This is a genomic window from Streptomyces sp. CRN 30, from assembly GCF_034105845.1.
In genome coordinates this window covers 18,771-38,607 of record NZ_JAVRHI010000248.1, presented here as the reverse complement: position 1 = coordinate 38,607, position 19,837 = coordinate 18,771, and the positions used below count along the sequence as shown (strand labels likewise).

Genomic DNA, 19,837 nt, shown 5'->3' with positions numbered 1-19,837 from the left:
CCGCGGCCGGGGCGGTGCGCACCGCGCTGAGGGGCCGGCCCGACGGGACGATCCTGTACAAGAAGTCCGACTCGCTGCTGCGCGGGAACGTGGGGGCCGAGGCCGTCGCGTTCGCGGCGGGCGCCCGGGCCGTGGTGACCGCCATGGCGCTGCCCGTCGCGGGGCGGGTGGTGCGCGGGGGCGTGCTCCACGTGGGGGGCGTGCCGCTGCACGGGAGCGAGGCGTGGCGCGCCGAGGAACGCGCGGCGCCCCGCTCCGTCGCCGGGGCCCTCGCCCCGCTGCCCACCGCCGAAGTGCCGCTGGACGCCGTGCGGGAGGGGCCGCGGGCCCTGGCCGGCCGGCTGGCCGAGGCGGCCGCGCACGGGCTCCACCCGGTGTGCGACGCCGAGACCGACGCGGACCTGGACGTCGTCGCCGAGGCCGTGCTCCGGCTCGGACCCGGGTACCGGCTGCTGGGCAGCGGCGGCCTGGCGGCCGCCCTGGGCCGGCGCGTCGGGACCGACCTCCCCGAGGAGCTGTTCCCCGGCACCGACCGGCCCTTGCTCGTCGTCGCCGGGAGCGCGGAACCCGGAGTGGTTGCGCAGATCGCGCAACTGGAGGCGGCCGGGGCGCACCATGTGCCCCTGCGGCCCGACGAGTTGACCGGCGTGGCCCCCGTACCCGTGCCGCCGCTCGCGCCCGGCAGCGTCACCGTCCTCTCGATCGACGGGTCCACCGGGATCCGGCCCGGGTCGGCGCGGCGGTTGGTGGCCGGACTGGCACGCACGGTCGCGGCCCTGCCCGGCGCGCCCGACCTGGTGCTCACCGGGGGCGAGACCGCCCGCCGGGTGCTGGACGCCGCGCGCATCACCTCCTTGCGGCCGGCCGGCGAGATCCACCACGGGGCCGTCCACTCCCGTACCGCCGACGGCCGGTCGGTCGTCACCCGTCCCGGCAGCTTCGGCGGCCCGGACTCGCTGCACCGCATCGCGGCCGCGCTGCGACCCCACCTTCCTCAGCCGCCCCACTCGCCCGCAACAGCACCGCCCGCAACCGCACCGTCGAGCCAAGGAGTCACCCAGTGAACGCCCAGCAGCCCCTCCCCCTCATCGGCCTCACCATGGGCGACGGCGCCGGCATCGGCCCCGAGGTCATCGTCCCGGCGGTGCTGGACCCCGCCACGCTCGGCCGCTGCCGGCCCGTGGTGATCGGCGACGCCGCGCGGCTGCGGAAGGCGGCGGCGATCCTCGGCGTCGACTGCGAGATCGTCGCCGTGGAGACCCCGGCCGACGCCGAGTTCACCCCGGGCCGGATCAACGTCGTCGACCTCGGGCTGCTCCCCGAGGACCTGCCCTTCGGCAAGCTGTCGCCGGTGGCGGGCAACGCAGCCTACGAGTACGTGAAGCGGGCCGCCGAGCTCGCGGTCGCCGACGAGATCGACGGCATCTGCACCGCCCCGCTCAACAAGGAGGCGCTGCACGCCGCCGGGCACGTCTACCCCGGCCACACCGAACTCCTCGCCCACCTCACCGGCGTCGACGAGGTGTCGATGATGCTCTCCACCGAGAAGGTGAAGGTCATCCACGTCACCACGCACATCGGCCTGATCGACGCGGTCAACCGCATCGAGCCGGGACTGGTCGAGCGGACCGTGCGCCGCGGCCACGAGGCGCTGGTCCGGGCCGGCAACCCGGACCCGGCCATCGGTGTCTGCGGCATCAACCCGCACGCGGGCGAGAACGGGCTGTTCGGCTACGGCGAGGAGGAGGAGAAGATCGTTCCCGCGCTGGAGAAGCTCCGCGCGGAGGGCGTCGACGCGCGCGGCCCGCTCCCCGCCGACACCGCCTTCTTCCTGGCCTCCCGCGGTGACTACGACCTCATCGTGGCGATGTACCACGACCAGGGCCACGGCCCGGTGAAGGTGCTCGGCATCGAGGCGGGGGTCAACCTGACCATCGGACTGCCGGTGATCCGCACCTCCGTCGACCACGGCACCGCCTTCGACATCGCGGGGACCGGCAAGGCCGAGGCCGGTAGCATGATCGAGGCGCTGCGGCAGGCCGCCGAGATGTCAACCGCCCGCTGAACCGCCTTACCCCGAAGGACACTTGATGCCGCCCACCGCATCCCAGGCCCGGCGCGAGGAGATCCTGCAGCTCGCCACCACCACCGGCCTGGCGAGCGTCGAGGAACTGTCGCAGCGCTTCGGCGTGACCGCCTCCACCATCCGCCGCGACCTGGCCCGGCTGACCGCCGACGGCCGGCTCGCCCGGACGTACGGCGGCGCGATGGCGCTGACCGCCCACCCGGAGGCCTCGCTGCGGCAGCGCACCGGCGAGGCGTACGCGCAGAAGCGGGCGATAGCGCGGTGGGCGGCGGCCGAGGTGCAGCCGGGCGAGACGGTACTGCTGGACGCCGGGTCCACGGTGGGCGCGCTGGCCCACGAGCTGCGCACCGCGCGGGACCTCACGGTGGCGACGACCGGGCTGACGGCGCTGCACGAACTGGCCGACGTCGAGGGTGTCCACGTGGAGTGCCTGGGCGGCACGCTCCGCCCGCTCAGCCAGGCGTTCGTGGGGCCGCTGACCGAGGCGGCGCTGGAGCGGATGACCTTCGACCGGGTGTTCCTGTCCTGCGACGGCGTCACCGCGGACGGCGGGATCTGCGAGGCCGACCTGCGCCAGACCCGCCTGAAGGAGCTGATGGCCCGGCGGGCGGACCGCGTCTACGTACTGGCACACGCCGAGAAGCTGGGCCGCGCCCCCTTCCACGCCTGGGCCGCGCTGCCGCCCGGCTGGACCCTCGTGACGCACGAGGCGGCCGGCAGTGACCAGGTGACTCCCTTCACCGAGCGCGGCGTCCGCGTGGTCCAGGTCGAGTCCCTCGAAGAGGTGGAGCGGTCCGACCACGGGTCCGGCGGCTGACGCCGGGCACCCGCGCGGCGCGTCGAGTCCCTGGCCACCCGGGCGACCGCCCACCTCAAAGGTAGGATGCGCGCCATACCTTTCGCGTCACCACGACAGGGGCCGCCGTGCCGGATCTCGAGGGACACCCCTCGCCCGAGGAGATGGCCCTCGGTGCCGTGTTCGCCGCGCTGGCCGATCCCAACCGGCGCCGTGTCGTGCGGGAGTTGTGCCGTGCGCCGGAGGCGGTCGAGCGGACCTGCGCCTCCTTCGGGCTGGACGTCACCAAGTCGACGCTGACCCACCACTTCCGCGTGTTACGGGAGGCCGGGCTGGTCCGTCAGGTCGACTACGGCAACAGCCGCAAGGTGTCCCTCCGCCGCGCCGAGCTGGAGCACCGCTTCCCCGGTCTGCTCGCCCTGGTGGCACGCGACTCCTGACCACGGCAGGCAGGGCCGCCGACCAGCGCGTTCACCGCTGAAGGTACGACTTGCATCGAACCTGCCCCGCTCCGTACCGTACGCCTGCCCCGTCTCCCCGATCACCCTCCCCGCTCACCCCTGGAGTCGACGCGTCATGAACGCGCTCACCGCCCTGCTCTCCCCCGCCGCCGTCCGGCTCGACGTGGACGCCGGTGACTGGCGCGCCGCGATCCGCGCGGCCGGCCAGGCCCTGGTCGACGACGGCATCAGCACCGCGGACTACACCGCCGAGATGCTGGCCAACGTCGAGGAGAACGGCCCGTACATCGTCATCGCGCCGGGCCTGGCCTTCGCCCACGCCCGCCCCTCGCCCGCCGTGCTGCGGACCGGTCTGTCCTGGGTGCGGCTGGCCCGCCCCGTACCGTTCGGGCACGAGGCCAACGATCCCGTCGGCCTCGTCGTCGCCCTGGCCGCCACCGACTCCGCCGCGCACACCGACGCCATGGCCGCCCTCGCCCGTGTCCTCGCCGACCCGGCCACCGGTGCGGCCCTGGAACGGGCCCGCACCCCGGAGGAGGTCCTCGGCATCCTCGGCGGTGAGCGGCCCGCCACCGCCGAAACCGATACGCGTGCCGACACCGGCACCGCCCCCGGCGCCGCGTCGCAGCACAAGATCCTCACCGTGTGCGGCAACGGCGTGGGCACCAGCCTGTTCCTGAAGAACACCCTGGAGCAGGTCCTCGACCACTGGGGCTGGTCCCGGCACGTCACCGTGGAGGCGACCGACACCATCTCCGCCAAGGGCAAGGCCTCGGAGGCCGTCGCCATCCTCACCTCCCGCGAGATCGCCCGGACGCTGGGTGACGTCGGGGTGCCCGTGAAGGTCGTCCAGGACTTCACCAGCACCGCCGAGGTCGACGCCGTCCTGCGGGACACCTACAGCGTCTGAGCGCGAAAGGACGCCTCCTCATGGACTGGCTCATCAGCCTCGCCAAGTTCCTCGTCAACGAGGTCCTCAGTCAACCCGCCTACCTGATCGGCATCATCACCGCCGTCGGCCTGATCGCCCTGAGGAAGACGGCCGGGCAGATCGCGGGCGGCGCCATCAAGGCCACCCTCGGTCTGCTCCTGGTCAGCGCCGGAGCGGGCCTGGTCACCGCCTCGCTCGACCCGCTGGGCACGATGATCCAGGGCACCACCGGCGCTCACGGTGTCATCCCCACCAACGAGGCCATCGCCGGCATCGCCCAGGAGCAGTTCGGCGCCCGCGTCGCCTGGCTGATGATCGTCGGCTTCCTCGTCAGCCTGCTGCTGGCCCGCTTCACGCCCCTGCGCTACGTCTTCCTCACCGGCCACCACATGCTGTTCATGGCGACCATGCTGACCATCGTCATGGCCACCGCCGGACAGTCCGCGCTCGCCGTGGTCCTCGGCGGCGGCGTGCTCCTCGGCATCCTGCTGGTCTCCATGCCCGCCTTCGCCCACCCCTGGACGAAGAAGATCACCGGCAACGACAGCGTGGCCATCGGTCACTTCGGCACCGCCGGGTACATCGCCTCCGGCGCCACCGGCCAGCTCGTGGGCCGGATCGGCAAGCCCAGCCGCAGCACCGAGGACATGCGCCTGCCCGAGGGGCTGCGCTTCCTGCGCGACTCCATGGTGGCCACCGCCCTGTCCATGGTGATCATCTACCTCGTGATGAGCGTGCTCTTCCTCGCCAAGGCCGGCCGTGACACGGCGTTCGCGGCCTTCGCGGGCAGCGGCGCCGCCGCCACGGGACTGGGCGACTACCTGATGCAGTCGCTCATGCAGGGCCTGCAGTTCGGCATCGCCGTCGCCGTCATCCTCTTCGGTGTGCGCACCATCCTCGGCGAGCTGGTCCCCGCCTTCCAGGGCATCGCCAAGCGCGTCGTCCCCGGCGCCAAGCCCGCCCTCGACGCGCCCATCCTCTTCCCGTACGCCCAGAACGCCGTCCTGATCGGCTTCATCTTCAGCTTCCTGGGCGGACTCGCGGGCCTGGCCGTCCTGATCTGGGTCCTCAACCCCGCGTTCGGCCTCGCCCTCGTGCTGCCGGGCCTGGTCCCGCACTTCTTCACCGGCGGCGCGGCCGGCGTCTACGGCAACGCCACCGGCGGCCGCCGCGGCGCCATGGCGGGCTCCTTCCTCAACGGCCTGCTGATCACCTTCCTGCCGGCCCTGCTGCTGAAGGTCCTGGGCACCTTCGGCGAGGCCAACACCACCTTCGGCGACGCCGACTTCGGCTGGTTCGGCGCCCTGCTCGGCAACATCGCCAAGCTGGACGGCGCGGCCGGGCTCATCGGCATGCTCGCCCTCGGCGCGGTCGTCCTCGGCGCCGCCTGGTTCCTCCAGGTCCGCGTCGTCGACACCGGCTGGTCCCCCGGCCCGGCCACCGCCCCCGCCGGGTCCGCCACGAGCACCACCGACGGCACCGGCGACACCGACGGCACGGCGGCCACCCGCACCTACCCGAAGATCGCGCCGCCGGCCGGCGCCCCCACCCCGCCGCCGCCCCCGCAGCAGCGGGAGCGCATCAAGTAGCCACAGCACCGGCACACCGTTCGTCGCTACGGGGCCCGTCGCGCTCGGAGAGCGCAACGGGCCCCGTAGTCGCTCACGCCTTTGTCGGCAGCGCGTCCTGCCGCTCCCGCGCCGTGGCCTCCGCGGCCAGGCGCTGCCGGCGCGTGGCGGGACCGAAGACGGCCAGCACGAGGGCGCCCACGGTCCAGGTCGCGGCGATGAAGATGAAGACGGCCTGGTAGCCGATCCCGTTGTAGATGCCGGCGATCATCAGCGGGCCGACCGCGTTCGACAGCCGTCCCAGGCCGTAGGAGATGCTGGTGCCCAGCGAGCGGCCCCGCGTGTCGTACAGCTCGGGCGAGTACGCGTAGGCGAGGGCGGTGTAGCCCCGCTCGAAGAGGTTGACCAGGAACCCGAAGGCGACGATGAGCAGCGGGGTGAAGGTCAGCCCGTACAGCAGGCCGGAGCCGGCGATGATCAGCCCGAAGACCACCAGGCACCACTTGCGCTCGAACCGGTCGGTGACCATCGCCGCGAGGTAGGACCCGAGCGGTGCGCCGACCGTGGTCAGGGCGACGTAGAAGATCGAGTCCTCCACGCTGACGCCCTCGGCGGCCAGCAGGGTCGGCGCCCAGCTGGAGTAGCCGAAGAAGCCGATGGTCTGGGTGACCCACAGCACCGACAGCAGGATCGTGGGGTACAGGAACTTCTTGTCCCTGAGCATGCCGAGACCCGGCCTGGTGACCGGGCCCTGCGGCTGCGGGGCCTCGGCGGCGGGCAGCTCGCCGTGCTCGGCCGCGACGCTGCGCTCGATGCGGGTCAGCGCGGCCTCGGCCTCCTCGTGGCGGCCCCGGGACTCCAGCCACTGAGGGGACTCCTCGAGCTTGCGCACGAAGACGAGGAACAGCACGCCCAGGGAGCCCCACAGGTAGACCAGTCGCCAGGACCAGTCGGACATCGGCACGACAGCGGCGGCGATGAGGTTGGTGACGGGGGTGCCGCAGATGCCGATGACGATGGCGTACGCCTGGAACTTGCCGCGCTTGGCGCGGGGGTAGATCTCGTTGATGTAGACGACGGCGACGACGGTCATCGCCGCGAGACCGGCCGAGGTCAGCACGCGGAAGACACCCAGGGACCAGATGTCCCAGGCGAAGACGCACGCGAGGGACCACACGGCGAACCACACCGTGGTCAGGGTGAGGGTACGTCTGCGGCCCAGCCGGTCGGCCAGCCCACCGGCCACCACGGAGCCGATGAACATGCCCACGAAGGACAGCGAGGTCACGTACGCGACGTGGTTGACGTCGGCGCCCCACTGCTCACGCACCACCGGGGCGGTGATGGCGAAGGTGTTGATGTCCGCGAACTCGAAGAAGTAGGCGAACGCCAGGGCGACGAGCGTGCTCTTGTGGAACTTCGAGATGGGCAGCCGGTCGAGCCGGCCCGCCGCGTCGGTGGTGGGGATGTGCGTCACTGCACGCTCCTGGGATGGGACCCGGCTCCGTCGCCGTGTCGGTGTCAGGGGGTCACGGCCGGCCGGTCTCCTCGGGCCAGTAGAGCCGCATGGGGTTGTCGACCAGCAGGGCACGGCGGCGGGCGGGGGTCGTGGCCACATGCGGGATGTGGTCGACGAGGAGACCGTCGTCGGGCATGTGGTCCTTGAGGTTGGGGTGCGGCCAGTCGGTGCCCCACAGGGCCCGGTCGGTGAACTCGTCGACGACCTTGCGGGCGAACGGCACGACGTCCCGGTAGGCGTGGCGCTCCCCGTCCAGGGCGGGCGGCCCGGTGACGGTGAGGCGCTCGGGGCAGGACACCTTGACCCACACGTCGTTCGCCTCGACGAAGCGCAGGAAGCGCGCGAACCCGGGTCCTTCCGGGTCCTTCGTCACGTCGGGGCGGCCCATGTGGTCGATGACGAGCGGCACCGGCAGGGCGGCGAAGAACGGCGCCAGGTCGGCCAGGTCGGCGGCCTCGAAGTACAGGACGGCGTGCCAGCCCAGCGGTGCGATGCGGTGGGCGACGCTCCGCAGGGCCTCGGTGGGGACGGTGTCCACCAGGCGCCGGACGAAGTTGAACCGCACGCCGCGCACTCCCGCGTCGTGCAGCCGCCGCAGCTCCTGGTCACTGACGTCGGGGCGTACGGTGGCCACGCCGCGGGCGCGGTTGCCGGCCGTGTGCAGGGCGTCCACCAGGGCGCTGTTGTCGGCGCCGTGGCAGGTGGCCTGCACGATGACGTTGCGGGAGACGCCGAGGTGGTCGCGGAGCGCGAACAGGTCGTCCTTGGAGGCGTCGACCGGCGTGTACTTGCGTTCGGGTGCGTACGGGAACGCGGCGGCGGGGCCGAACACGTGGCAGTGGGCGTCGACGGCGCCCTCCGGCAGGGCGAAGGCGGGCTTGCTCGGGCCGCGGTACCAGTCGAGCCAGCCGGGGGTGACGGCGAAGGTGCCGTTGTCGTCGGTCATCGGTCGCGTCCCTCCTCAGTCGACGTAGGTGAGGCCGAGCGCGGCCAGGGGCTCGCGCATGCCGTACAGGTCCAGGCCGAGCTCTCCGGTCCGGAACCGCTCCCGCTTGCCCTCCTCGCCCGCCTCGCGCCGCGCGGCCGCCTCGGCGACCTCGGCGGCCCGGGCGGCGGGGACGACGACCACGCCGTCGGTGTCCGCGACGACCACGTCGCCCGGGTCGACCAGCGCGTTGGCGACGACGACCGGCACGTTGACCGAGCCGAGGGTGGCCTTGACGGTGCCCTTGGCGTTGACGGCGCGGGAGAAGACGGGGAAGTTCATCTCCCGCAGTTCGTCCACGTCACGGCAGCCGCCGTCGATGACCAGGCCCTGGGCGCCGCGGGCCCGCAGGGAGGTGGCGAGCAGCTCGCCGAAGAACCCGTCCTCGCTCTCGGTGGTGCAGCCGGCGACGACGACGTCGCCCTCCCGCACCTGCTCGGCGGCGACGTGCAGCATCCAGTTGTCACCGGGCTGGAGCAGCACGGTGACGGCGGTGCCGCAGAGCCTGGCGCCCTGGTAGACGGGGCGGATGTAGGGGCGCATCAGGCCGAGGCGGCCCATGGCCTCGTGGACGGTGGCGACCCCGAACCGGGACAGCGCCCCGACCGCCGTGGGGTCCGCGCGTTCGATGGTCCGGTGGACTACTCCGAGGTGGTGCATGGTGCGGCTCCTTGCGCTCGCGGCGAAGTGTCGGCGGGGTTCAGCGGGTCTCAGCGGCCCTGGGCGGTCAGCCGGGCGTCCAGGCGCGGGTAGACGCGCCGGGCGTTGCCCTCCTGGACGGCCGCCAGGTCCTCGGGAGTGAGGCCGGCGTCCTCGACGTAGCGGCGGGTGTCGTCGAAGTGGTGGCCGGTGCGCGGGTCGACGCCGCGCACGGCGCCGATCATCTCCGAGGCGAACAGGACGTTGGCGTGCGGGATCACGTCCAGCAGCAGGTCGATGCCGGGCTGGTGGTAGACGCAGGTGTCGAAGAAGACGTTGTCCAGCAGGTACTCCTCCGGTTCCGGCCGGCCCAGCGCCTGCGCGAGGCCCCGGAAGCGGCCCCAGTGGTACGGCACGGCCCCGCCGCCGTGCGGGACGACCAGGCGCAGCCCGGGGAAGTCGGCGAACAGGTCCCCGGTCAGCAGCTGCATGAACGCCGTGGTGTCCGCGTTGAGGTAGTGCGCGCCGGTGGTGTGGAAGGCCGGGTTGCAGCTGGTGGAGACGTGCACCATGGCGGGCACGTCCAGCTCGGCGAGCTTCTCCCACACGGGGTACCAGGACCGGTCGGTCAGCGGCGGGGCGGTCCAGTGGCCGCCGGACGGGTCCGGGTTGACGTTGACGGTGACGGCGCCCAGTTCCCGTACGGCGCGTTCGAGCTCGGGGAGGACGGTGGCCGGGTCGGCGCCGGGCGACTGCGGCAGCATCGCGCCCATGGCGAAGCGCTCCGGGTACAGCTCGGCGACGCGGTGGCACAGGTCGTTGCAGATCCGGGCCCAGGCGGTGGAGGTCGCGAGGTCCCCGACGTGGTGGGCCATGAACGAGGCGCGCGGGGAGAAGACGGTGACGTCGATGCCGCGCTCGTCCATCAGGCGGAGCTGGTTGGTCTCGATGGTCTCGCGGATCAGGTCGTCACCGATGGCGGGCCCCGCCGGGTCGGGCGCCCGCTCCGGGTCGGTGAGCGCGGCGACCTGGGCGTCGCGCCACTCCCCCAGCGGCGCCGGTGCGGTCGTGTAGTGGCCGTGGATGTCGATGATCACGCGGTGACCTCCTGGACGGTGCGGGCGGGGTCCCAGACGGAGCGCGGTACGAGCAGGTCACCGGCCATGAGCAGGCGGGCGGTGCGCAGCAGCGCGGCGCGTACGACACGCCTGGGGTCGTCCGGGTCGAGGCCGAGGGTGACGCTGAACTCCCCGGAGGGGTGCTCGACGGAGACGGTGACCTCGGTGCCGGGCGGGGTGGTTCCCGTACCGGACGGGGTGGTCTCCGTAGCGGACGCGGGAGCGGCGACCTCGGCGGCGACGCTCCCTGCCAGTACGCAGGCGGTGGCGGCCGTGACGGCGGCCAGTACGCCGATGGACTGGTGGCAGACGCGCGGGATGAGGCTGCGGGTGGAGAGGGTGCCGCCGTGCCGTGGCGGTGCCACCAGCGTCATCTTCGGGTAGTTGCGCTCCGTGACGTCGCCGAGGCCCATGGCCTCGCCGCACACCAGGCGCAGGGCTTCCACCCGGGCCTTGAGCGCGTCGTCGGCGTCGATCTGCTCCGGGGTCTCGTAACCGGTGGCGCCCAGGCTGCCGGCGGCCACGATCACGAGGGGCTGACCGTTGTCGATGAGGGTCACGTCGACGGCGCCGACGCCCGGGACCCGTACGGTGTCGCGGACGTTGCCGGTGGGGAGCAGGGAGCCGGCGACGGAACCGGCGGTGTCCAGGAAGCCGATCTCCACGGGTGCGGCGGTGCCCGGCACCCCGTCGATCCGGGCCCCGCCCGGGTAGGCGACGTGCCGCACGCCGTCCGGGCCCGCCGGGGTGGCGACGGTGATCTCGGCGACCATGCCGGTGTTGTGGGTCAGCACGCGGGCCGTGGTGCGGTCGGCGACGGGGACGACCATGCCGGTCTCGACGGCGAACGGCAGGACGGCGGCGAGCATGTTGCCGCAGTTGGCCGTCGTGTCCACGGTGTCCCCGCCGGGCTGCACCTGTCCGAAGGTCCACTCGACGTCGACGCCGGGCGCCGTGCCCGGCCGGACGAGTCCGATCTTGCTGGTGAGCGGGTGCCCGCCGCCGACGCCGTCGATCTGGCGCGGGTCGGGCGCGCCCAGCGCGGCCAGCAGCACGGCGTCCCGGACGCCGGTGTCCCCGGGCAGCGCCCGCGCGTCGAGGAACGGCCCGCGTGAGGTGCCGCCCCGCATGAAGAGGCACGGGACGGCGGTCTGGGAGCCGCGGGGGCGGGCCCCGTGGACCCGGTCGGCTGCTGCGCCGCGCATGGTGACTCCGTTCCTGGACCGTGGAGTGGGCCGTGGGTGGGCCGTGGACTGGGGGTGTGCCAGGAAAGCTAGGTCATCGATCAGATTGTTGACAAGATTTTCGAGGATATTGACGATGGCATTCTCGATGAGGTCATCGATCAGCGTGCGACACTAGGCTCACTCGTACGGGCTGAGCAGCCGCTGACAGGAGGGGGCCGGAAAGGTGACGGAGAACAGGCTGACGGGAGCGGCCGGACGCCGGCATGTGGCGGAGGCCGTCAGACGCGCCTTGCGCTCCGGGGACCTGGTGCCCGGGCAGCGACTCGTGGAGAACGACCTGGCGGACCTCTACGGGGCGGCCCGCAGCGCCGTCCGCGAGGCGCTGCAGGACCTCGCCGCCGAGGAGGTCGTCGAGCTCGTCCCCCGGCGCGGGGCCCGCGTCCGGGTGGTGTCCGTGGAGGAGGCCGTACAGATCACCGAGTGCCGCTCCGCCCTGGAGCAGCTGTGCGCGGGGAAGGCGGCGACCCGGGCGACCGACGCGCAGCGCGCGGAGCTGCGGGCGATCGGCGAGGAGATGCGGCAGGCCGTCGCCGAGGGGGCGGTGCACACCTACTCGGCACTCAACCGGCGCCTGCACGAACTCGTCGTGGAGGCCAGCGGGCAGGAGGTGGCCAGGCGTCAGCTCGACCGGCTCAACGGTCCGATGGTGCGCTTCCAGTTCCGGCTGGCCCTGCGCCCGGGCCGGCCCGCCCAGTCGTTGCGGCAGCACCTGGACATCATCGACGCGGTGGCCGGGGGCGACGCCGCGGCGGCGGCAGCGGCCGCGGCCGCGCACCTGGAGGACGTGATCGAGCAACTGACCGCACAGGCCGACGCGCCGTCCGCCGGGTGACCCGTTCGTACCGGCGCCGAGTGGGAACTCCTACCGGCTGTACCCCGTACCCGAACGGAAAGGGCGGACAGTGACCAGCATTCCGGTGCACACGCTCAACGACGGCAGGACGCTCCCCGGCATCGGCCTGGGCACCTGGCCGATGGACGACGACCAGGCCGAGCAGGCGGTCTCCGGCGCCCTGGAGCTGGGTTACCGGCTCGTCGACACGGCGACCCGCTACGAGAACGAGACCGGCGTCGGCCGGGGCGTCGCCCGCAGCGGTGTCCCCCGCGAGGAGATCGTGGTGACGACGAAGCTGCCGGGCCGCCACCACGGTTACGAGGAGACGCTCACTGCGTTCGAGGAGTCCCGCGCGCGTCTCGGCCTCGACTACGTGGACCTGTACCTGATCCACTGGCCGCTGCCCCGCGTCGACAGGTACGTCGACTCCTGGCGGGCCATGATCAAGCTGCGCGAGGAGGGTCTCGTACGGTCCATCGGCGTCTCCAACTTCACCGCCGAGCACATCGGCCGGCTGGAGAAGGAGACCGGCGTCCTGCCCGCCGTCAACCAGATCGAGCTGCACCCGCTCCTCCCGCAAGCGGAGGCGCGCGCCTTCCACGCGGACCAGGGCATCGTCACCGAGAGCTGGAGCCCGCTGGGCCGGGGCACCGACCTGCTGGACGACCCCGCGATCGTCCGGGTCGCCGGAGCACACGGGGTGACGCCCGGGCAGGTCGTGCTGCGCTGGCACGTCCAGCTGGGCGCCGTGCCCGTCCCGAAGTCCGCGAGCCCCGAGCGGCAGCGGCAGAACCTCGACGTCTTCGGCTTCGAACTGGACGCCGACGACATGCGGGCCGTCACCGACCGCGCCCACCGGCGTCTGGGCGGGGACCCCGAGACGCACGAGGAGTTCTGAGCCACGCGCTCTCCCGCGCCGGAGGGCCCGGAGAGGGACAGGCACCCGCGGTGAGGGACTTCCCGTGGGTGCCTGTCGCGCGGAACGGCGGACAGCGGGCGAGGGGCACTCCTACAATCGCGGCGTGACGACGACAACGCGCCACACGCGCACCAGCAGCCCCCAGGGCACCGCCGGCCGTGTACGGCCGCGCGGCTGTCGTCGCTGACCCGTACCGTTGCCGCGGCCGTCGTGCCGCCGTGTCACCGCGCCGGGCGCCGCGTGCCCGCGCGCATCTCCGTAGGTTCCGTACGCGCCGGTCCCGCGCGCACCGCTGCTCACCGTGCCCGCGCCCGGTCCCTTCTCCCGTGGGGAGCAGACAGGCCATGTCCCGTACCGTTGCCGGCACGACCGGCGCACGCACGCAGGAACACCTCGACGAACACGCCTACGACCGCGCCCGGTCGGTCCAGTGGCTCGCCGGTGCGGCCCGCACCCCCGGCACCACCCGCCGGGACATGCTCCGGCTGGCGACCGCCGCCGGGCTCGTCACCGCGGCCGTTCCCGGTACGGCGCGCGCCGCTGCCGCCCGCGACGGTGCCGCCGTCACGACCACACCCACGACCACGGCGGCGGGGATCGTCAAACCGCTGCCGCCCGAACTGTTCACCGTCCGCGGCACCAACGCCGAGACCCGCTTCGACGCGCTGCGCGGCACCGGACTCCTCACCCCGGCCGACCGGTTCTTCGTCCGCAACCACACCACCACGCCGCTCCTCGACGCCGGGAGCTGGCAGCTGGAACTGCACGGCAGCGGTCTGCGCGGGGCGCCGGGGCGGGACCGCCCGGTGCGGTTCGGCCTGGACGACCTGAAGGCGCTGCCGGCCACGTCGCTCGTCACCGCCGTCGAGTGCGCGGGCAACGGCCGCAGCTTCTACGCCGGTCAGCAGGGCGAGACGGTCAGCGGCACGTCCTGGACCCTCGGCGCGATCGGCGTGGCCCGCTGGCGGGGGGTGCGCCTGGGCGAGGTGCTGCGCCGTGCGGGGGTACGGCGGGACGCGGTCGACGTGCTGCCGAGCGGACTCGACGCCCCGTACACCAGCGACGGCACCGACCACGGGCACGTCCGCCGCCCGCTGCCGCTCGCCAAGGCCCTGGACGACGTGCTGCTCGCGTACGAGATGAACGGCGAGCCGCTGCCCCCGGACCACGGCGCACCCGTGCGCGTCGTCGTCCCGTCCTGGGTCGGGATCGCCTCGATCAAGTGGGTCGGCGACATCGAGGTGTCCGCCGAACCGCTGCTGTCGCCCTGGAACACGCTGTTCTACCGGCTGTTCGGCGCCGCGTACCCGCCCGGGGGCAGCGCGCCGCTCACCCGGCAGACGCTCAAGAGCGCCTTCGAGCTGCCCTGGCCGGCCGCGTTCGCCCCCGGCCGGCCGGTCGTGCTGCACGGCCGCTCGTGGAGCGGCGGCGGCAGCGTGCGCCGCGTGGACGTGAGCACCGACGGCGGCCGGAGCTGGCACCCGGCCCGGCTGCGCGACACACCGCGGCCGGGGGTCTGGGCGCGCTGGGAGGCGCGCTGGACCCCGCGGACGCCCGGCCCCGTGGAACTGCTGGCGCGGGCCACCGACAGCACCGGCCGTACGCAGCCGGAGCGGTCGGTGCACAACACCCAGGGCTATCTGTTCGACGCCGTCGTCCGGCACCCGGCCACCGTCGGCTGACGCGTCCGGCGGCCGGACACCGCTCAGACCACCCGGCCCGACGGCGGCGGCGCCGGATCGTAGGCCGCCGTGCGCGTGATGTCCCGCAGGCGCACGGCGGCCGTGAGCAGGTCCCGGTGGGTGGTGTACAGGGCGTTCACGCCGAAGCGCACGAGGTCGGGAGCGCGCATGTCGGCGATGACGCCCCGGTCCGCGAGCGCCTGCACCAGCCCGTAGGCGTGGGGGTGCCGCAGGGAGACCTGGCTGCCGCGCCGGGCCGGGTCGGACGGCGTCACCGCCTCGAAGCCGAGCGGCGTCAGCAGTTCCCCGGCGCACCGCAGGAAGAAGCCCGTCAGGGAGAGGCTCTTGGCGCGCACCCCGGCCAGGTCGACGCCGTCGAAGGCGGTGAGCGCCGCTTCGAGCGCGAGCAGGGACAGGATCGGCGGGGTGCCGACACGGGCCCGGGCGATGCCGGGTGCCGGGGTGTACTCGGGGGCCGTGCCGAACGGGTCCGCGTGGCCGGTCCAGCCGGTCAGCGGGGTCCGAAGGCCCTCGTGGTGGCGGCGGGCCACGTACAGGAAGGCGGGGGCGCCCGGGCCGCCGGACAGGAACTTGTACCCGCAGCCGACGGCGAGGTCCACGCCGAGGTCGTCGACGCGCAGCGGGAAGGCGCCCGCGGCGTGGCACAGGTCCCACAGGGCGAGCGCGCCGGCCCGGTGCGCGGCGGCCGTCAGCGCCGCCATGTCGTACAGCTCGCCGGTGCGGTAGTCGACGGGCGAGTAGCTGACGGCGGCGACCCGGTGGCCCTCGGCGGCGAGGAACCCTTCGAGGTCGCGCGGGGAGACGTGGCGCACCTCGAGTCCCTCGCGGCCGGCCACCGCCTGGGCCAGGTACCGGTCGGTGGGGAAGTGTCCGGGGTCGGTGACCAGCAGCGGCCGGCCGGGGCGCAGTGCGGCGGCGGCGCTGAGCGCGGTGAACAGCTGCACGCTCGTGGAGTCCCCCGCCACCGTCTGCCCGGGTGCGGCGCCGAGGAGGCGGCCGACGGCGTCGCCCACCCTGAGGGGCGCTTCCCACCAGTCGTGCGTGTTCCACGATCTGATCAGGTCGGTGCCCCACTGCCGGTGCACGACGTCGGTGAGGACCGGTGGCACGGCGGCGGGCAGCGGGCCGAGGGAGTTCCCGTCGAGGTAGACCACTCCCTCCGGGAGCAGGAACCGCTCCCGGAGGGGGGCCAGGGTGTCCTCGGCGTCGAGCCGTTCGGCCTCCGCGCCGGTCGCGCCGGTCGCGCCGGGAGCGGTCGTCGTCACGGGCGCACCGCCTCCCGGTCGTCCTGGTCCGCCGGTCGGCGGGCGCCGAAGCCCGCGGCCAGGTCCCCCAGGGCGCCGGCGACGGCCCGGGCGCCGGGCGCCTCGGGTTCGATGAGCGTGTAGTGGCCGGTGCCGGGCAGCACGACGGTCCGCAGGTCGTGGTGGACGGCCGCGTAGTCGGAGAACTGGGTGAGCGGCACCTCCTCGTCGGCGGCCCCGTGCAGCAGTACGGTGGGCACCCCCGTCGTGCCCGCGTCGCGCAGCAGGGTGAGCGGGTCCGTCGCGGACAGGCGTTCCGTGAACTCCGGGTCGTCGCCGAGGAGTTGGAGTGCCGCCCCCTCGCTGAGACCGTCACGGCGGGTGGCGGCGAGGTCGGTGAGCGGCGCGAGCGCCAGCACGGCCGTCGGCAGGGTGCGCGTGTGCCAGCGCGAGCCGGCCGGGAGCAGTCCCCGGGCCGCGCACCACAGGGCCAGGTGGCCGCCCGAGCAGTGCCCGGCCAGCACGTACGGCCGGCCCTGCGGCAGGGTGTCGACGATCCGCGCCACGTCGTCGAAGGTCTCCGGGTAGCCGCCCGCGCCGCCGGACCTGCGGAAGCCGGGGAGCAGGACGTGGAAGCCCTGCCGGGACAGCCAGGCCGCGAAGGGCGTGAGGTGCATCCGGTCGTAGCGCCAGTACCCGCCGTGCAGCAGGATCACCAGCGGGGCGTCCGGGTCCGCGGCCGGCCAGGCGTCGTAGGAGTGCTGGGGGTGGTCGCCGTAGCGGCCGCGCTCCGGCGCCAGCACCGGCTTCAGGCTGAGCACCCGCCGCTCCTCCTCGGCGGCGAAGGCGGAGATGGTCCTAGACGGCACCGTGCGCCTCCCACAGTTCGGGGAAGACCGGGCGGGCCGCGCGCTGTTCCAGCCAGGCGAGCCCGGAGGAGCCGGCGCTGCCGGGCTTGGCGCCCATCGCGCGGCGTACGACCATGACGTGGTCGAAGCGCCAGCGCGCCACCAGTTCCGCGATGTCGGTGAGCGACTCGGCCAGCACGAGCAGCGGGTGGTGCTGCTCGCCGGCGTAGACGCGCCGCCACACCTCCACCACCCCCGGGTCGGGGACGTGGGGGGCGGTCACGTCCCGGTCCCGGACGTGCGCGGGGACCGGCAGCCCCTGCCGGTGGAGGAACGCCAGCACCTCGTCGTACAGGGACGGGGCGCGGTAGGTCTCGCTCAGCGCCTCGTGCACGGCGGGGTCGCCCCGCTGGGTGTCGAGCATCCGGGCGGACTTCTCACCGAGGAGGAACTCCATGTGCCGGTACATGGCCGACTGGAAGCCCGACGCCCGCCCGAAGGCCGCCCGGAAGCCGTTGAACTGGGCCGGGGTCAGCGCGGCGATGGGCTGCCAGGAGCCGTTGAGGGCGGTGAGGGCGCGGCGGCTGCGGGTGAGCGCGTCCAGGGCCTCGTCCAGGTCGTCCTTGGCCAACGCCTGTGCGGCCGCCCGCCACTCGTGCACGACCAGCGTGAACCACAGCTCCATGACCTGGGTGGTGACGAGGAAGCCCATCTCGTCCGCGGCCTCGGTCAGGGGGTGCTGCAGCGAGTTGAGGACGGACGCGTGCACGTACGCGTCGTAGGGGGTCGAGCCGTCGAAGGGCCGGGTCAGGGCGTCGTCCGCGGCCGGCTCGGCGAGAGCGGACGTGCTGTTGTTCATGACATCTCCTGGGTACCTGGTCACGGTCCGCGAGGGGCGGGGCTGCGTGGTCACGGTCCGAGGTGGACGCCGCCGGAGGCGTCGATCCACTGGCCGGTCACCCAGCGGGCGTCGTCACTCGCCACGAAGGCCACGACGTCGGCGATGTCCGCGGGCTGCCCCAGCCGGCTGAACACGGAGGCGGCCGCGTACGCCTCCCGGACCTGCGGGATCTGCAGCGTCGGGTTGATCTCCGTCTCGGTGAAGCCGGGCGCGACGCTGTTCACCGTGATGCCACGCGGGCCGAGCTCCTTGGCGAGGGAGAGGGTGAGGTAGTCCAGGGCGGCCTTGGTCATGGTGTAGGAGACGATCGGGGGGAAGGCGAGGCGGGTGGCCGTCGAGGAGATGTTGACGATCCTGCCGCCGTCACGCAGCCGGTCGAGGCCGCGCTGGATGATGAAGAAGGGCGCCTTGGTGTTGAGGGCGAAGACCCGGTCGTAGTCCTCCTCGGTCACGTGCGCGAGGGGGCGCGGCACGGTCATGCCCGCGTTGTTGACGAGGATGTCCAGGCCGGTGGCGGGGACGGCGGCCGCGTCGGCGTCCTGGCCGGCCACGGCTGCGGCGAGGGCCTCGTCGAAGGCCCGCCACAGGGTGTCGGCGTCGCCGGGGACGCCGAGTTCGGCGTGGACGGCGAAGGCCCGGCCGCCCTCCGCCTCGATCTCCTTGACCGTCCGCTCGGCCGCGGTCGCGTCGTGTCCGTAGTGCACGCCCACCAGGGCGCCCTCCTGGGCCAGGCGCCGGCTGATGGCCTTGCCGATGCCGCGGCTGCCTCCGGTGACCAGAGCGGTCCTGCCCTCGTGCCGCGAAGTGGTGCTCAACGTCTTCTCCTCGTCCGGTAGTTCAAGTGCTCGGGGGAAAGGGGTGGTCGGGATGGGGTCTCAGCGGGTCATGCGTCGAAGTCGAGCGTGACCTCGGCGCTGCGCGGGCGGGCCCGGCAGACGAGCGTGTAACCCGCGGCGAGGTCCTCGGCGTCGAGGGCGTACTGCCCCTCCAGCTCCACCTCGCCGGAGAGGACCTTGGCGCGGCAGCTGCCGCACACGCCGTCCCGGCAGGCGTACGGCACGTCGGGGTGGTCCCGCAGCAGTGCGTCGAGGATCACCCGGTCCTCCGGCTCCTGGGTGACGGCGCCGCGGCGCCCGGCGAACAGCGCGGTGATGCGGGTCTCCCCCGCCGTCCGCGCCGGTGCGGCCGCGGGCGGTGCGCCGCGGGAGGGGTCCCGCGGCGTGCCGTCGGTGGTGAACAGTTCGGTGCGGACGGCCGCCGGGTCGGCGCCCCACCCGGTCAGCGTCCCGTGCGCCGCGGTGACCAGCCCGGCCGGGCCGCACAGGGCGAACGTGGTGCCGGGTCCGGGGCGGGCGTCCAGCGCGGTGAGCAGCCGCAGCAGCTTCGCGGGGTCGATGCGCCCGCTGACCAGCTCGCTGGGGCGGTCCTCGCGGGTGAGGACGTGCAGCACGGTGAACCGGTCGAGCTGGGTGTCCTTGAGTTCGGCGAGTTCGTCGGCGAGCAGCGCGGTCGCGGTCGTGGGGACCGCGTGCACCAGGGAGACCCGGCAGGCGGGGTCCTCGCGCAGCACGGCCGCCGCCATCGCGGCCAGCGGGGTGACACCGGTGCCGCCCGCGACCATCACGTGGTGCGCGCCGGGCAGGTCCGGCAGGGCGAACGCGCCGGTGGGCGGGGAGAGTTCGAGGTGGTCCCCCGGGGCGAGGGAGGTGACGGCGTGGGCGCCGAAGCCGTGGGGGGTGCCGCGGCCGATGACCAGGCGGAGGGCGGCCGGGTCGCCCGGCGGAGGGCACACCGAGTAGCTGCGGCGGAGTTCGCCGCCCGCGCGCCGGTGCCGTACGACGACGTGCTGGCCGGGCCGGTGGGTGAAGGTGTCGCGCAGGTCGCCGGGGACGTGGAGGGTGACCGCGACCGCGTCCGGGGTCAGCGGCCGGACCTCGGTGACCTCCAGGCGGTGCCAGCCGGTGCGCCGGGCCCGGGGCGCGGCGGGGACGGCGGCGGTGGCCGTGGCGGTGGTGGCGACGGTGTTCACGGGGGTCC

At 73.9% G+C, this 19,837-nt stretch carries 19 protein-coding genes; 9 read left to right on the top strand and 10 right to left on the bottom strand.

Going from position 1 to position 19,837, the window contains the following annotated elements:
- From UW392_RS26280 to UW392_RS26255, 6 genes are all read left to right on the top strand, one after another.
- Nucleotides 1–1,064, top strand: a 1,064-nt coding sequence (locus UW392_RS26280; RefSeq protein ID WP_320777601.1) for a four-carbon acid sugar kinase family protein, incomplete at its 5' end; no start/stop codon positions are given.
- Nucleotides 1,061–2,065, top strand: coding sequence for a 4-hydroxythreonine-4-phosphate dehydrogenase PdxA (gene pdxA / locus UW392_RS26275; protein WP_320777600.1), 1,005 nt, complete (start codon nt 1,061–1,063; stop codon nt 2,063–2,065). The genes UW392_RS26280 and pdxA, both read left to right, overlap by 4 nt.
- A gap of 25 nt (nt 2,066–2,090) precedes the next feature.
- On the top strand, nt 2,091–2,903 hold the full coding sequence (locus UW392_RS26270; RefSeq protein ID WP_320777599.1) for a DeoR/GlpR family DNA-binding transcription regulator: 813 nt from the start codon (nt 2,091–2,093) through the stop codon (nt 2,901–2,903).
- Between the two features lie 107 nt (nt 2,904–3,010).
- Complete coding sequence (locus UW392_RS26265; RefSeq protein ID WP_320777598.1) at nt 3,011–3,322, top strand: ArsR/SmtB family transcription factor; 312 nt, start codon at nt 3,011–3,013, stop codon at nt 3,320–3,322.
- A gap of 136 nt (nt 3,323–3,458) precedes the next feature.
- Nucleotides 3,459–4,253 (top strand): PTS sugar transporter subunit IIA, encoded by a 795-nt coding sequence (locus UW392_RS26260; protein ID WP_320777597.1) that lies wholly within the window; start codon nt 3,459–3,461, stop codon nt 4,251–4,253.
- Between the two features lie 20 nt (nt 4,254–4,273).
- The gene (locus tag UW392_RS26255) at nt 4,274–5,863 is read left to right on the top strand and encodes a PTS ascorbate transporter subunit IIC (RefSeq protein WP_320777596.1); all 1,590 of its coding nucleotides are present in this window, start codon (nt 4,274–4,276) and stop codon (nt 5,861–5,863) included.
- A gap of 73 nt (nt 5,864–5,936) precedes the next feature.
- Here UW392_RS26255 and UW392_RS26250 read toward each other — a convergent pair whose 3' ends face one another.
- The 5 genes from UW392_RS26250 to UW392_RS26230 are packed head-to-tail and all read right to left on the bottom strand — an operon-like array spanning nt 5,937 to nt 11,308.
- On the bottom strand, nt 5,937–7,319 hold the full coding sequence (locus UW392_RS26250; protein WP_320777595.1) for an MFS transporter: 1,383 nt from the start codon (nt 7,317–7,319) through the stop codon (nt 5,937–5,939).
- 52 nt (nt 7,320–7,371) lie between these two features.
- A complete protein-coding gene (locus UW392_RS26245; protein WP_320777594.1) occupies nt 7,372–8,307 on the bottom strand; it encodes an amidohydrolase family protein in 936 nt (311 codons plus the stop codon).
- A 15-nt stretch (nt 8,308–8,322) separates the two neighbouring features.
- The gene (gene ligK, locus UW392_RS26240; protein WP_320777593.1) at nt 8,323–9,006 is read right to left on the bottom strand and encodes a 4-carboxy-4-hydroxy-2-oxoadipate aldolase/oxaloacetate decarboxylase; all 684 of its coding nucleotides are present in this window, start codon (nt 9,004–9,006) and stop codon (nt 8,323–8,325) included.
- A 50-nt stretch (nt 9,007–9,056) separates the two neighbouring features.
- Entirely contained in the window at nt 9,057–10,082 is a 1,026-nt protein-coding gene (locus UW392_RS26235; RefSeq protein ID WP_320777592.1) for an amidohydrolase family protein, read from the bottom strand.
- A complete protein-coding gene (locus tag UW392_RS26230; protein ID WP_320777591.1) occupies nt 10,079–11,308 on the bottom strand; it encodes a 4-oxalomesaconate tautomerase in 1,230 nt (409 codons plus the stop codon). Before UW392_RS26230 ends, UW392_RS26235 begins: the two co-directional genes overlap by 4 nt.
- 205 nt (nt 11,309–11,513) lie before the next feature.
- Between UW392_RS26230 and UW392_RS26225 the strand changes: the two genes are divergently transcribed.
- The 3 genes from UW392_RS26225 (at nt 11,514) to UW392_RS26215 (ending at nt 14,786) form a co-directional block, all read left to right on the top strand.
- Nucleotides 11,514–12,182, top strand: coding sequence for a GntR family transcriptional regulator (locus UW392_RS26225; protein ID WP_320777590.1), 669 nt, complete (start codon nt 11,514–11,516; stop codon nt 12,180–12,182).
- 70 nt (nt 12,183–12,252) lie between these two features.
- On the top strand, nt 12,253–13,083 hold the full coding sequence (locus tag UW392_RS26220; RefSeq protein ID WP_320777589.1) for an aldo/keto reductase: 831 nt from the start codon (nt 12,253–12,255) through the stop codon (nt 13,081–13,083).
- Between the two features lie 365 nt (nt 13,084–13,448).
- Nucleotides 13,449–14,786, top strand: coding sequence for a sulfite oxidase (locus tag UW392_RS26215; protein ID WP_320777588.1), 1,338 nt, complete (start codon nt 13,449–13,451; stop codon nt 14,784–14,786).
- A gap of 23 nt (nt 14,787–14,809) precedes the next feature.
- On the opposite strand, the gene UW392_RS26210 is transcribed toward UW392_RS26215, so the two are convergent.
- The 5 genes from UW392_RS26210 to UW392_RS26190 all read right to left on the bottom strand — a co-directional run bounded on the left by UW392_RS26210 (nt 14,810) and on the right by UW392_RS26190 (nt 19,829).
- Nucleotides 14,810–16,072 carry a kynureninase gene (locus UW392_RS26210; protein ID WP_320777587.1) on the bottom strand — a complete coding sequence of 421 codons (1,263 nt, stop codon included), beginning with the start codon at nt 16,070–16,072 and terminating at the stop codon, nt 14,810–14,812.
- Nucleotides 16,069–16,920, bottom strand: a complete 852-nt coding sequence (locus tag UW392_RS26205; RefSeq protein WP_320777586.1) for an alpha/beta hydrolase family protein — start codon at nt 16,918–16,920, stop codon at nt 16,069–16,071. Before UW392_RS26205 ends, UW392_RS26210 begins: the two co-directional genes overlap by 4 nt.
- Nucleotides 16,910–17,758 carry a tryptophan 2,3-dioxygenase gene (locus UW392_RS26200; RefSeq protein ID WP_320777585.1) on the bottom strand — a complete coding sequence of 283 codons (849 nt, stop codon included), beginning with the start codon at nt 17,756–17,758 and terminating at the stop codon, nt 16,910–16,912. Before UW392_RS26200 ends, UW392_RS26205 begins: the two co-directional genes overlap by 11 nt.
- Nucleotides 17,759–17,808: 50 nt before the next feature.
- The gene (locus UW392_RS26195; protein WP_320777584.1) at nt 17,809–18,615 is read right to left on the bottom strand and encodes an SDR family oxidoreductase; all 807 of its coding nucleotides are present in this window, start codon (nt 18,613–18,615) and stop codon (nt 17,809–17,811) included.
- Between the two features lie 68 nt (nt 18,616–18,683).
- The gene (locus UW392_RS26190) at nt 18,684–19,829 is read right to left on the bottom strand and encodes a 2Fe-2S iron-sulfur cluster-binding protein (protein ID WP_320777583.1); all 1,146 of its coding nucleotides are present in this window, start codon (nt 19,827–19,829) and stop codon (nt 18,684–18,686) included.
- Nucleotides 19,830–19,837: the final 8 nt, after the last annotated feature.

Excerpts from the sequence above, each read along its gene's own strand:
- UW392_RS26270 (WP_320777599.1), top strand. The coding sequence starts at position 2,091 with ATGCCGCCCACCGCATCCCAGGCCCGGCGCGAGGAGATCCTGCAGCTC.
- UW392_RS26260 (WP_320777597.1), top strand. The coding sequence starts at position 3,459 with ATGAACGCGCTCACCGCCCTGCTCTCCCCCGCCGCCGTCCGGCTCGAC.
- UW392_RS26255 (WP_320777596.1), top strand. The coding sequence starts at position 4,274 with ATGGACTGGCTCATCAGCCTCGCCAAGTTCCTCGTCAACGAGGTCCTC.
- UW392_RS26245 (WP_320777594.1), bottom strand. The coding sequence starts at position 8,307 with ATGACCGACGACAACGGCACCTTCGCCGTCACCCCCGGCTGGCTCGAC.
- ligK (WP_320777593.1), bottom strand. The coding sequence starts at position 9,006 with ATGCACCACCTCGGAGTAGTCCACCGGACCATCGAACGCGCGGACCCC.
- UW392_RS26230 (WP_320777591.1), bottom strand. The coding sequence starts at position 11,308 with ATGCGCGGCGCAGCAGCCGACCGGGTCCACGGGGCCCGCCCCCGCGGC.
- UW392_RS26215 (WP_320777588.1), top strand. The coding sequence starts at position 13,449 with ATGTCCCGTACCGTTGCCGGCACGACCGGCGCACGCACGCAGGAACAC.
- UW392_RS26200 (WP_320777585.1), bottom strand. The coding sequence starts at position 17,758 with ATGAACAACAGCACGTCCGCTCTCGCCGAGCCGGCCGCGGACGACGCC.